Below are 13,380 nucleotides of genomic sequence, written 5' to 3' on the forward strand. Positions count from 1 at the left end.
ATCCTTATGTTTAAAGTTTCTGAATCGGGTAACCCCGGAAATTTCATTCTTGTTAAACCGCTGCAACTAGCTCAGTCGCCTTATATCGTTTCTTTTTACCGCTCCCAAATACAAGCCAAAAATAGCCTCAACAGCGGAGACTATGATACGGCTTATACCGGTACCTTTGGCTTTGACCGCTTTGACGCTAGCATTATGTCGAGCGGGCTTGTCAAGGAGTACACCAAGTTAAACGGTATAGAAACCAAGAAACCTTCGGTCAAAAGCGAAAAGGATCATTCTTATTATTGCCCTTATTTGTCCCTTTGGCCACCCAATACCGCTGGAGTAAACAGCGCCAATATTTATATAAGGCTGGAAAAAAGCAATTACTTTGACAAGGGGAATGACAAAACCGAAGTGTTGGTGGACTTTGAAAGTGAGGACGGCCAGGTCATTACGGTCAATGGAAAAACCAAAACGTCCGTTAAACTGGTACTGGATGATAAACCTGGCAATTTACCTGCCCTAAAGGTTGAATGCATAGGCGAGTTTGAAAAGGAGCTGGCCATCACAGCAAAGGTTGGCAAGGTGGTGATCGGTAAATTGCTCCTTTACCCGAACAAAGTGCGTTACAAAGGGGTGATCCAGCCGGTATATGTGCGGTTGGGCAACGCCACCAGTGATCAGCTTACGGAAGTACCCACGGCTACGATTGCGGATATTGACGAGCAGGGCTTATTGACTTGTGCCAACCAACACGGACTGAACCAAGCCTTTATCCAGTGTGAGGTAGCGCAGAAGACTCATCAAATTACTTTTGATAGAGAAGAGTTAAGGACGTATCTAGATGTGAACAGTGAAGATAGTAAAATCTACCTGCACAAAAAGGATGGTTTACGGCAAGATTTCAACCTAAAGGTAAAGGATTTGTATAAAACAGTTGTAGCAGGTGGGGTTGTAGCAGAAGAAAGGGTTGCAAAAGACAGTGCTTTTCACAGTAGCGGGATACATCAAATCCTAAAAGACTTTGCAGAGAAACTTGAAAAGAAATTTGAGGTATTTAAAGATGTCACATACAACGCAAACAATCCAAATAGCAAGTATTCATTTAATGACACTTATGAAGGGTATCACAAAAAGGTTATGAACCGTTTTTGGACTCATAAGAGCATAAACAACGGTAGAAGAGGTCTGTATGATAAATTTGAGCAAGCGGAGATGCGAATGGAACATGAGCTTGCACAACAAGGGATTGTCAACAATCAAGCAAAACATGGAGAGGTAGATAGCTTTAAAGAAAAGACACTGTATGTGTTTTATTTTCCGGATATTGAAGCAAGCTATCCCAAAACAACGACAACGGAACTTAAATATGGGGCAGTGCCCGGCTATACTCAAACAGGAAGAGGGATATCGTATATTTTTAAAAGTGGTTTTGGGTTGCCCGATGCCATTGTACATGAAATTGGTCATGGCTTAGGTTTACCCCATCCTTTTGAACACAACAAAAGTTTTGACAAAAGTATACGGAGCAAACAGCTCATTGATTCAGAGATAAGCATGTTCAATAATGATATAAGCTTTCATAAAAAGATGCAAAAGTCAGGTGAACAGACGTTAAGTGATATTGAAAAGTGTAAACTTACCAGTTATCAGGAGTATCAACGGTATAAATACTTTGAAAATGCTTATAACAAAGTTGTGGCTGAATTAGATAAAGTAAAGAAGAATTCCTACGATGCATATGTTGATTTTAGAGAGTTGGTTGTAAAGATCAGGGAGCTTGCCGCAAAAGAAAATGGGAATATTCCTGTAGAGGTAGAGGATGTAACCGCCACTTTGGAGGAGAAAAAGCAAAGAATAAAAGATGATATAGAGGCCAATGATAAAAAAAATGAGAAATTAGAGAAAAACATAGAAGAACTTAAAGTAGAGAGGAAAACGGCTCCTGATGGGAAGGCAATAGACACCTACCATCCGCAAAGTGATACCATGGAAAACTTTATGGATTATGACTTTGATGACAGTGGTAAGAAAGATAAATTCAAGAGAAAAACTTTCTACAAATGGCAATGGGATAAAATAAGAGAAACCGGAAGTGGTAATAATTTATTAACCGAGCTAAACTAATGAAAAAGTTATATGTATTGCTTTGTATCGTACTTTGTTTTCATTCCTGTAAGACGGTTCCCAAAGGGAACAGGGACAAAGTCTACTATGAATATAATGAAAAAGGTGTTCCGCAATATGCTGTGATGATCTACGACCCGAAAACAGATTATGTTACTTATATTACTACCCATGTGAATGGTAATTCCATTGTTTGGATGAAGGGTAGGAAATTTCGAACCGATGGTTTATTAGGCTATCAATACATGTCTTCTGTAGTCCTTATTAATGGCTTGTCTTTGGACATTTGTAGTCCGTCTACAGATAAAGGCTATGATTTGACTTATTTGATTGACGAAGAAAAAAATGGGGGGTCGGAAATCTATTTTGTAGGAGTCCTTCCCACAGATGACCGGTGCATCGTACCTCACAAAGCTGATTTTTTTCCCCGGAAGCTCAAACGAACTACAGGTATTGATTACAACCGGTTTTGGCCTCCCCATCACGATGTGATTAATGCGCTGAATGAAGATAAGTTTAGAGAAGCAAGGGTAATTTTGTTACAAAATGTCAGGGAAGAAGGCAAACGACAAGATGAAAAACAAAGAAGAATATTAGAAAGACTTAAACAGGAACAAGACTCTACGAAAAAGGAGTAGTGTAAAAAGCCGGGTTTGTGGTGTAATTGCTACAAATCCGGCTGTTTACCCATTGAGCTAAACGAATGAAAAAGTTATATGTATTGCTATGTATAGCACTTTGTCTGTGTTCCTGTAAGACGGTTCCCAAAGGAAATATGGACAAAGTCTATTATGAGTATAATGAAAAAGGTGTTCCGCAATATGCTGTGATGATCTACGACCCGAAAACAGATTATATTACCTATATTACTACGCATGTGAATGGTAATTCCATTGTTTGGATGAAGGGTAGGAAATTTCGAACCGATGGTTTATTAGGCTATCAATACATGTCTTCTGTAGTCCTTATTAATGGCCTGTCTTTGGACATTTGTAGTCCGTCTACAGATAAAGGCTATGATTTGACTTATTTGATTGACGAAGAAAAAAATGGGGGGTCGGAAATCTATTTTGTAGGAGTCCTTCCCACAGATGACCGGTGCATCGTACCTCACAAAGCTGATTTTTTTCCCCGGAAGCTCAAACGAACTACAGGTATTGATTACAACCGGTTTTGGCCTCCCCATCACGATGTGATTAATGCGCTGAATGAAGATAAGTTTAGAGAAGCAAGGGTGATTTTGTTAAAGAATACCGAAGCAGAAACAGAGAGGCGGTTGAAAATAATAAAAGAGTTTCAAGAAAAGCAGGACTCTATAAGAAAGGAGTAGTGTAAAAATCCGGGTTTGTGGTGTAATTGCTGCAAATCCGGCTGTTTACCCATTGAGCTAAACGAATGAAAAAGTTATATGTATTGCTTTGTATAGCACTTTGTCTGTATTCCTGCAAGACGGTTCCCAAAGGAAATGTGGACAAAGTCTATTATGAGTATAATGAGCAAGGAGTTCCGCAATATGCTGTGATGATCTATGATCCAAAAACAGGTTATATTACCTATATAGCTACCCATGTGAATGGTAATTCTATTGTTTGGATAGATGGGATAAAGAGCGGGTATAATCACCAACTGGGTTTCAGAATCATTACAGATATAATACGCATCAATGGTTTGTCTTTAGAGTCATGTAGACCCTTAGGAGAGCGGTATGATTTGACCTATTTTATTGACCATGAAAAAAACGGAGGGGCAGAAATTTATTTCGTAGGAGCTCTTCCCACAGAAGACAAATGTATAGTGCCTCACAATACCGACTTTTTTCCACAAAAGCTTAAACGAGTTTCAGGTATTGACTATAATCGGTTTTGGCCTCCCCATCACGATGTGATCAAAGCACTCAATGAAGGAAAATCAAGAAACGAAGCAAGAGAGATTTTGATCAGGAATGTCAGGGAAGAAGGCAAACGACAGGATGAAAAACAAAGAAGAATATTAGAAAGACTTCAACAAGAACAAGACTCTACGAAAAAGAAGGAGTAGTTCAAAAAGCCGGGTTTGTGGTATGATTGCTACAAATCCGGCTGTTTACCCATTGAGCTAAACGAATGAAAAAGTTATATGTATTGCTATGTATCGTACTTTGTCTGTATTCCTGTAAGACGGTTCCCAAAGGGAACAGGGACAAAATATACTATGAATATAATGAAAAAGGTGTTCCGCAATATGCTGTGATGATCTACGACCCGAAAACGCATTATGTTACTTATATTACTACCCATGTGAATGGTTATTCCATTATGTATATGATTGGTGTAGATAAGTTGTATAGTCGTAAACTATTGGGGTTTAGCCGTATCAGTAGAGTAGTACGTATCCATGGGTTGACATTAGAATCTTGTCATCCTATTTCAGAAGAGTATGATATTGATTATTTGATAAAAGAAGAGGAGAATCAAGGAGAGGAGATTTATTTTACAGGGACTCTTCCTACAGCAGATGAATGCTTGGTACCTTATAAGGTAGATTTCTTTCCTCAGAAACTCAAAAGGACTACAGGCATAGATTACAGCCGGTTTTGGCCTCCCCATCGTGAAGTGGTAAAAGCCCTGTATGAAGGGAAATTTGATGGAGAAGCAAGAGAGATTTTGATCAGGAATGTCAGGGAAGAAGGCAAACGACAAGATGAAAAACAAAGAAGAATATTAGAAAGACTTCAACAAGAACAAGACTCTACGAAAAAGGAGTAGTGTAAAAATCCGGGTTTGTGGTGTAATTGCTGCAAATCCGGCTTTTACCCATCGAGCTAAACGAATGAAAAAGTTATATGTATTGCTATGTATAGCACTTTGTCTGTGTTCCTGCAAGACGGTTCCTAAAGTAAATAAGGACAACATTTATTATGAATATAATGAGAAAGGTGTTCCGGAATATGCTGTGATGATCTACGATCCTAAAACAGGTTATGTCACTTATATTACAGCCAATACTGTAAGCAATGGAATTGTTTGGATGAAGGGTAGGAAATTTCGAACCGATGGTTTATTAGGCTATCAATACATGTCTTCTGTAGTCCTTATTAATGGCCTGTCTTTGGACATTTGTAGTCCGTCTACAGATAAAGGCTATGATTTGACTTATTTGATTGACGAAGAAAAAAATGGGGGGTCGGAAATCTATTTTGTAGGAGTCCTTCCCACAGATGACCGGTGCATCGTACCTCACAAAGCTGATTTTTTTCCCCGGAAGCTCAAACGAACTACAGGTATTGATTACAACCGGTTTTGGCCTCCCCATCACGATGTGATTAATGCGCTGAATGAAGATAAGTTTAGAGAAGCAAGGGTAATTTTGTTACAAAATGTCAGGGAAGAAGGCAAACGACAAGATGAAAAACAAAGAAGAATATTAGAAAGACTTAAACAGGAACAAGACTCTACGAAAAAGGAGTAGTGTAAAAATCCGGGTTTGTGGTGTAATTGCTGCAAATCCGGCTTTTACCCATCGAGCTAAACGAATGAAAAAGTTATTTGTATTGCTTTGTATCGTACTTTGTTTTCATTCCTGCAAGACGGTTCCCAAAGGAAATGTGGACAAAGTCTATTATGAGTATAATGAGAAAGGTGTTCCGGAATATGTTGTGATGATCTACGATCCTAAAACAGGTTATGTCACTTATATTACAGCCAATACTGTAAGCAATGGAATTGTTTGGATAGATGGGATAAAGAGCGGGTATAATCACCAACTGGGTTTCAGAATCATTACAGATATAATACGCATCAATGGTTTGTCTTTAGAGTCATGTAGACCCTTAGGAGAGCGGTATGATTTGACTTATTTGATTGACGAAGAAAAAAATGGGGGGTCGGAAATCTATTTTGTAGGAGTCCTTCCCACAGATGACCGGTGCATCGTACCTCACAAAGCTGATTTTTTTCCCCGGAAGCTCAAACGAACTACAGGTATTGACTATAATCGGTTTTGGCCTCCCCATCACGATGTGATCAAAGCACTCAATGAAGGAAAATCAAGAAACGAAGCAAGAGAGATTTTGATCAGGAATACCGAAGCAGAAACAGAGAGGCGGTTGAAAATAATAAAAGAGTTTCAAGAAAAGCAGGACTCTACGAAAAAGAAGGAGTAGTGTAAAAAGATCTCCATGAGAAACCCAATCTTATTTTATACCGCCCTGCTCTTGTTTTTCGGCTTCTGCCGGAAGGTTGAGGGTCAAACTAAATCTGACGATCTTTTATTTTATAAAGGCTCAACAAAAAACTATTCCGTTTATGTTTTATTGACTTTTCGGATAGCCTCTTTTTGGTCGGTGAAAAAATTAAATGTCGTAGTATTTCGAGATGCCACTCAATAGCGCTTACTTTTAGACAATAGGCTTCAAAAAGGAGAGAACCTGACGGGTAAAGGTTTAATTTACTGATCCTTGAAAATAAGGTTGTTTATTCGATAAAAAAACAGATATTTGGGCTAGGGATATCCGGTGTAGTGGGCGAAGATATGTATTGTGGACGGATATACTGGCTTTCTGTTTCTTTCAAGAGCCTGTTTAAGCATAGTATTTAGCGTGGTAAAAAGGTTGAAGTCAATCAAATTTCTCCTTATCAATAGAAATTATATCGCTTAAATATGCTCTGAATTTGTCCAATTGTACGGTATTAGCAAGTTCGTTATAGATTTCGAAGAGGAGGTTTAAGATGAATGTTGTTCAATTTAGTGTGCCCGTAGCCAATGAGGCTTCCGTGGTAATTGAAGAGGATATTTTACCCTATTTTTACAATGTATTTCACCGGCATAGAGAGGTGCAACTTACCTTTATTTTAAAGGGAGGAGGTACGCTATTGGTGGGAAATTATACCCAGACTTTTCAAGCTGGGGATATCTATGTGATTGGCGCCAATCAACCACATCTGTTCAAATCAGAACCGGAACATTATTCGATGTACGAAGCAGGGCAGGTACATGCGATTCATGTGTTTTTTGATCCGGAAGTTACGCTGAAAGAAATGTTTGCCCTTCCGGAATGCAGTGGTATCCGCAAATTTTTGGATTGGACCAAAAACGGAATTCAGGTTTCAAGAGAAAAGGTAGAAGAAGTGAGTTTAGACCTTCAACGTTTGAAAAGAGCCGATAGCCTGGAGCGTTTGTTGATGTTCGTACAAATCTTACAAAAGCTTTCCAAAGATGTGAACGGTTACCGCTCACTTTCCAATGGCTTTTCCAAATTTCCATTGCCTGACTCCGAAGGTATCCGGATGAACCGCATTTATCAGTATACGATCAACCACTATGGGGAAGACATTTCTTTGGAAAAAATCGCGGCAGTGGCCCATTTAACGCCTCATGCTTTTTGCAAGTACTTTAAAAAACACACCCGGAAAACGTACCGCAAGTTTTTGAATGAAATCCGGATTAACGAAGCGTGTAAAAAGATGATCCGGGGAGAGTACGAAGGCATTTCATCGGTGGTGTATAGTTCCGGGTTTACGAACCGGATTACCTTTAACCGGGTGTTTAAACGGGTGATCGGCATGTCTCCTACGGAATATTTAAGAACCCGGAAACGAAAACCCACAGACGATTCCCGGTAGTTGCCAGGAACCGCCCGTTAAGGTTCTTCAATTAGAATTGATAAAACTTCCAAGAGCTTTTAAAATTCCTCTTGGGAGCCTGGTCTATAAGAAGATACCTAAGCATTTCTACAGGGATGTTATTTTCTCTGAGAATGACATCGTGAAATTGCTTGAAACTCATTTTTCCACTGTCCACCAATTCCTTTTTCAAAGCATAAAACTGCAAGGCCCCGGTCATATAAGCCAATTGGTATAGAGGGCCGTAATTGCCCGTAAACGATCTCCGGACCTCCCCTTCGGCATTGGCCCTTTCGTGCCCGACTTTTTCCACCAAAAAATCAATGCACTGTTGAGGCGTCCATTGTTTTAAATGATAATTCAGGGAGAAGATAATCCGGGCACAACGGTGCATTCTCCAAAACAACATTCCGACACGGTCTTCCGGAGATCGGGGGAAATCCAGGTCCCAAAGGATCATTTCCCAATACAAAGCCCACCCTTCGGTCCAAAAAGGTGTCCGGAAGTTGCGATAAGCTTTAAAGCGTTGGTTCATATACCCTTGTAAATGATGTCCGGCAATGAGCTCGTGGTGGACTACGGCCCGGGAAAAATGAGGGTTATTGCCCCGGAAGCTCATCATCTTGGTCTCATGGCTCATCGCATCGGTAGGGTAGGCAATCATCAAAACTTCCCCGCCCAGAAAAAACGGACTGATCCGTTGCTGTTCTGGACTCATCATGACCATGCGCCAGGTTTCTTCTGCTAAGGGTGGAATCGTGACCAAGTCATGTTGTTTAATAAAATTTACGGACTCATTGTACAAGCCCATGATCATTTGTGGCTGTTGCCCTTCGGAAACATAAGTGTTTTTCACTTTTTCCAAAGCTTGTTTCCAGTCATTGCCAAAGCCCGTTTCCTGCGAGGCTTTCAGCATTTCTTTTTCACACCAGGCAAATTCTTTATGAGCGATTTCCACAAGCTCTTCCGGTGTATAAGAAAGCATAGCCAATTGGAGTTGTGCTAACAATTCCTGGCGTCCGATGGGATTGCCGATAATACCACTGCCATCATCTTTTGCCTCTTGTTTGATCTTTTGTTTAGCCAGTTGAGCGAATTCTGTCAGTCTTTCATCAAATTCTTCATATGGCTTTTTGACCCACCAGCTGAATTGTGGATCGTAACCATGATAAAATTGGTAAACACTTTGAAGAGCCATTTGTAAGCCTTCTAGAGTTTGGGATGTGCGGATGGCCAATTTCTTGCTCATTCCGCCGGATGCGGAAAGGGCCTCATAAGCTCGGGCAAGCTCTTGTTGTAATTCCTGAAGTTTTTGTGCCACAGCTTTTCCTTCGAGTTTAGCCCCTCTTCTGCGTAGCTTTTCCAGATGATAAATGTATTCACCAAAGGAAATATACTTTTGAATTTGCCGGTACTCTTGGGCCTCTACTTCTAATAAGCGAAGTTGATTTTTGAGCTTTCGTTCAAACAAAAGATAGTCTACCTTGTCGCTTACGGAGAGCGTTTGAAAATTATACCGGTCGAGTTGCCGTAAGTAATCCGAATAAAACTCTTGGAAGCGTTCTCTTCGTTCGGGGCTGTTGGCGATTACATAAAACCGTTGTAAACTACCGTGGTCCGCCTTATAGTTGATCAACAAATGGTGTAGTTTCCCTGTGGAATAATAGCTGTCCGGTTGTTGGTTTTGTGCTTGAGAGAAAGGAGCGTATACGATCAGTAGAAAATTGAGAAATACTACGTTAGCAATAGATTTAATAAGCATATATATGGAAAGGTTTGGGTTTCTTTCAAAAGTAATCCTTGGAGGGCGGAAAAGCTATCTGACCGTTACAAACCAATTGTGTAGCCCCAAAAGGGTTGTTTGTATGGGCTGATAGCCAGGGTTTGGGTTTGCGCGATGGTTACAACCATCGCGCAGGCCCTCCAAGGTACATATGTGCTTATTTTATCTGTGTTGGTTAGTTGTTATTCGTCTTCGGATAAGTTCTTTTTGAATCAATTCCAATTCTCTACCTGTCTGCCCGGAAATCGAACTGTTTTCCTGAGCTCTGCGCAACAAGTAAGGAATGACATCTTTAATAGGGCCGTAGGGCAAATATTTACTGACCTTACAGCCGGCTTTGGCAAGGTTAAAGGTAATATGGTCACTCATCCCGTAGAGCTGTGAAAAGTGCACATGGGGATGATCTAACGGTATCTGAGAGTCACTCATTACGTTAGTAGTAAATTCGTTACTCCATTCATTATGGGAAGCCACCACCGTACCGATACTGTTTACTTCGGCCAGGCAATATTCCACAGCGGCATTGTAGTCCCGGTCAGTGGCTTCTTTGTCGGGCTGAATGGGGGACAGGTAGCCCATTTGTTGAGCCCGCAAGTTCTCCTTCTCCATATAAGCGCCTCTGACCAGCTTGGCTCCTAATAGAAATCCATGCCTTTGTGCATAGGTATGGTTGTCTATTAAGAATTGTAAACGGTCGTGCCGGTACAGTTGATAGGTATTGTAAATCAGTAGCTGTTCATGGTTGTATTTTTCCATCATATACAGCGCCACAGCGTCAATAGCTTGTTGTATCCAGGATTCTTCGGCATCTATCAGTACACCCACTTTATGGATGGCCGCTGCCGCACAGATACGGTCAACCCTTTCAATGACTTTGAGCCATTCGGTTTGTTCCTCGGCATTCAGTGTAATACCAGAGAGGTTCACCATGGCCATGTTCTTGTCCAGCTGGATTTCTTCGGAAAGCTTCTCCAACAACTGAAAACGGGCCAAGCCGGTGAGTTTAATACTGATAAAAGGAATATTGGGTTGGGTAGCCGTATATTCAATCAAATGAATAAACTCCTTACAAGCTTGCTCAAAGCTTGCCTCCGTGGCTTTACCTTCTACACCATAGTCTAGGATAACCTCCACATGATGGTCCGCCAGTTTTTGGACTACCGTAGCGGTACGTTCAAGACTTTCTCCACCTACAAACTGCTCAAAAATAGTACTCCTTATCAGCCCTGTAATAGGGAAATTCCAATGAATTAATGTAGGAGTCAGCCGTATCCCCAGGTTTACCAACCAGGGATAACGCATCGAACTGAAAATAAACTGAGCTTTTTTCAGTTCGGCATCACTTTTATAAGCGAATGCATCGCTAGTGTTGTCAAAGGATAACTTAGATTGAAGGCGCATGGCATTTTCATTTACACATACTCACTGGGACAAATGTAAAAATGTAAACCAATTTTGCTTCTCATTGAGCAATTTTGGATTTAAGGTGGATAATTTAAGTTATATCTTCGAGTGTATTTTCCTTAAAACAGGATAAAAACGGTTACCTGATCCGGGAATGCTTCTTTGTAGATAAGGTGTTGATAGGCACTGTAAATCAGTTGGTTGTGTCCTGTTTTATGTCCGGGAAGCGTTATGACTAAGCCCCGTTGTAAGTTTTTGAGGAATGAATCCCTTTTTAACCTTATTACAAAAAGTATCCATCCCTGGTTTATCTGGAATTATCCACTTTTAGATTAAGATCTTGCAAGTCTTTTTGGATGACTTTTTGCGCTTTGTGAATTTTGTCGACAGACTTTCCTTTGGTAGAACGAGTGATAAATTTTCCCCAGGTAAGGTTGGAATGTTCTTCCTGATGTGCTTCTGCCCGTTGAATGGCCAACTGCGCGGTATGTTCTACCAGCCATTCGAAATTTTGGGCCCCTATGATAGAGTCATCAGCCAAAGGAACAGGGTTATAAACATCAATTGGATAAAGGGTTTTTCCTTTTACGGCAATTTCCACGGTATTGATGTCATATCCCAAGGACTCATTCAGTTGTAAGACAAGCTCTTTTATTCTTTTGTGCAGGAGAGAAGGAGCCTTATCCGTTTGTGCGGAGTATCGCTGTATATTACCGTTTTCTGGAGTGAATTCCATACAGTATACGTCTTTTTGTCCCAGACAATAACAGCGAAAGTATTGATCATAGGAAATGGCCTCTTGCAATATCATGACCGTTTTTCCCGTCTCTCCGTAACATTTGAAAAATTCCTCTTTGTTTTCTACTCTATGAACTAACTCCCGGTGGTTGCCTTTATAGGGTTTGAAGTAGGCCGGGAAGCCCACATAGTCAAAGATATGGGGAAAGTCCAAGGGAAAGTCCAGGTTTCGAAAAGAGTCGGCCTGGGTGTGCGGAGGCCGGTGATGGGAGGGTAAGATGACTGCTTTGGGGCTTTTGATGCCCAGTTTTTCGGCCAAAGCGCCATTGAAGAATTTATCATCGGCTACTTCCCAAAAAGGATTGTTCAACACCGCGGTGCCGTTAAGGGCTGCATTTTTTAAAAAAGAGCGGTAGAAAGGGATATCTTTGGAAATTCTGTCGATGATGACGGCATATTCCGAAGGCGCGTTTTGAAGAACTTTGTCAATTTTTACGGGTTCCGCAATAATTTTTTTTGGCTTTTTCTGGTTGATCCGCTCGATTACGGCTGTAGGAAACTTGTTTTCATCACCGTATAATAATCCAATTTTTTTCATTTGAGAGGTTTGTTAGTATGGTTGAATAATTTTAAGGCTAAGGACTTTAAGTTAAATATTTTTCAGTTCAGGAAAAAGAAATAAGCCCTTCGAAAGGTATGAATGATGCCACCAGTCGAAGGGGGATGTATCTCTGTGATCAGAAAGTTTGTTTACCTTCAATCGTACTTTTATCACTCTGCTTTCCGGTCCCCTTTTTTCTTTGTTTATTTAGATCATTGCTAATTATTCCCGGCTTGTTTAATATTGGATTATAATTGTCCATAAGTATAAAAAACAACTATCATGAGTAAAGAGAGTGTACAAAAAAAACAAAAAATTGCCGTGATTGGCGGGGGGAATTTAGGAAGGTCCATTATCGAAGGATTATTGAAGTCTAACTATGTGAAACCCAGTGACATTACTGTTACCCGGAGAAGAGTGGAAGCGTTACAAGACTTAGCTGCCGAGGGAGTGAATACCTCTAAAGATAATGCTAAAGCTGTAGGTGAAAGTGAAGTGATTATCTTGGCAATCAAACCTAAACAAATCAAACATGTGTTGGAGGAGATTCAACATGAAATCAACCCGGAAAAACATTTGCTCATTTCGGTGGTGACAGGTATAGGATTAAAGGAGATTCAGTCGGTGATCGGTGTGAAGGTTCCTTTGTTCAGAGCCATGCCGAATACGGCCATTGCTATAGGAGAGTCCATGACCTGTATTTCCACTAATAATGCCGGAGAAAACTTGCAACAAAAAGTGCTGGGCTTGTTTGATCAAATGGGTAAGTCTGTTATGATTGATGAAAACCTGATGGCAGCCGCTACCGTGTTGGGGGCTTGTGGCATAGCCTATGCCTTGCGTTTTATCAGGGCTGCTTCTCAAGGGGGAATCGAGATCGGATTTAACTCGGAATTATCGCAACTGATCGCCGCACAAACCGTAAAAGGAGCATCCAGTTTGTTGATTCAGAGCGGGCATCATCCGGAATATGAAATCGACAAAGTGACCACACCTCAGGGCTGTACCATTGCCGGGCTGAATGAAATGGAACATCAAGGTTTCAGTTCATCTTTGATCAAAGGTGTGTTGACTTCTTATAATCAGATTGCCAGTATTGCAAAGGATTTTGAATAGAAGTGATTGCTTGTGTATTACATGCG

General features: G+C 40.7%; 12 protein-coding genes. 9 read left to right on the plus strand and 3 right to left on the minus strand.

Going from position 1 to position 13,380, the window contains the following annotated elements:
• Positions 1-6: 6 nt before the first annotated feature.
• The 8 genes from AAG747_RS17365 to AAG747_RS17400 all read left to right on the plus strand — a co-directional run bounded on the left by AAG747_RS17365 (position 7) and on the right by AAG747_RS17400 (position 7,712).
• Positions 7-2,112: a zinc metalloprotease gene (locus AAG747_RS17365; protein ID WP_346822475.1), complete on the plus strand. Its 2,106-nt coding sequence runs from the start codon at positions 7-9 to the stop codon at positions 2,110-2,112.
• Positions 2,112-2,750, plus strand: a complete 639-nt coding sequence (locus AAG747_RS17370) for a hypothetical protein (protein ID WP_346822476.1) — start codon at positions 2,112-2,114, stop codon at positions 2,748-2,750. The genes AAG747_RS17365 and AAG747_RS17370 overlap by 1 nt, the downstream gene beginning before the upstream one ends.
• A 65-nt stretch (positions 2,751-2,815) precedes the next feature.
• Complete coding sequence (locus tag AAG747_RS17375; protein WP_346822477.1) at positions 2,816-3,442, plus strand: type 1 glutamine amidotransferase family protein; 627 nt, start codon at positions 2,816-2,818, stop codon at positions 3,440-3,442.
• Between the two features lie 65 nt (positions 3,443-3,507).
• Positions 3,508-4,149: a hypothetical protein gene (locus AAG747_RS17380; protein WP_346822478.1), complete on the plus strand. Its 642-nt coding sequence runs from the start codon at positions 3,508-3,510 to the stop codon at positions 4,147-4,149.
• Between the two features lie 65 nt (positions 4,150-4,214).
• Positions 4,215-4,856 (plus strand): hypothetical protein, encoded by a 642-nt coding sequence (locus AAG747_RS17385; RefSeq protein WP_346822479.1) that lies wholly within the window; start codon positions 4,215-4,217, stop codon positions 4,854-4,856.
• 64 nt (positions 4,857-4,920) lie between these two features.
• A complete protein-coding gene (locus tag AAG747_RS17390) occupies positions 4,921-5,559 on the plus strand; it encodes a hypothetical protein (protein ID WP_346822480.1) in 639 nt (212 codons plus the stop codon).
• A 64-nt stretch (positions 5,560-5,623) separates the two neighbouring features.
• On the plus strand, positions 5,624-6,253 hold the full coding sequence (locus tag AAG747_RS17395) for a hypothetical protein (RefSeq protein ID WP_346822481.1): 630 nt from the start codon (positions 5,624-5,626) through the stop codon (positions 6,251-6,253).
• Positions 6,254-6,818: 565 nt separating this feature from the next.
• Positions 6,819-7,712 (plus strand): AraC family transcriptional regulator, encoded by an 894-nt coding sequence (locus AAG747_RS17400; RefSeq protein ID WP_346822482.1) that lies wholly within the window; start codon positions 6,819-6,821, stop codon positions 7,710-7,712.
• A gap of 31 nt (positions 7,713-7,743) precedes the next feature.
• Here AAG747_RS17400 and AAG747_RS17405 read toward each other — a convergent pair whose 3' ends face one another.
• From AAG747_RS17405 to AAG747_RS17415, 3 genes are all read right to left on the minus strand, one after another.
• Entirely contained in the window at positions 7,744-9,474 is a 1,731-nt protein-coding gene (locus AAG747_RS17405; RefSeq protein ID WP_346822483.1) for a DUF885 family protein, read from the minus strand.
• Positions 9,475-9,657: 183 nt separating this feature from the next.
• Positions 9,658-10,896: a proline dehydrogenase family protein gene (locus AAG747_RS17410; RefSeq protein WP_346822484.1), complete on the minus strand. Its 1,239-nt coding sequence runs from the start codon at positions 10,894-10,896 to the stop codon at positions 9,658-9,660.
• Between the two features lie 310 nt (positions 10,897-11,206).
• Positions 11,207-12,235, minus strand: coding sequence for an ATP-grasp domain-containing protein (locus tag AAG747_RS17415; RefSeq protein ID WP_346822485.1), 1,029 nt, complete (start codon positions 12,233-12,235; stop codon positions 11,207-11,209).
• Positions 12,236-12,520: 285 nt separating this feature from the next.
• Between AAG747_RS17415 and proC the strand changes: the two genes are divergently transcribed.
• Entirely contained in the window at positions 12,521-13,354 is an 834-nt protein-coding gene (gene proC / locus AAG747_RS17420) for a pyrroline-5-carboxylate reductase (RefSeq protein ID WP_346822486.1), read from the plus strand.
• The last annotated feature ends 26 nt before the right edge of the window (positions 13,355-13,380 follow it).

The sequence above is a fragment of the Rapidithrix thailandica genome (assembly GCF_039710355.1).
GTDB classification, from domain to species: domain Bacteria; phylum Bacteroidota; class Bacteroidia; order Cytophagales; family Flammeovirgaceae; genus Rapidithrix; species Rapidithrix thailandica.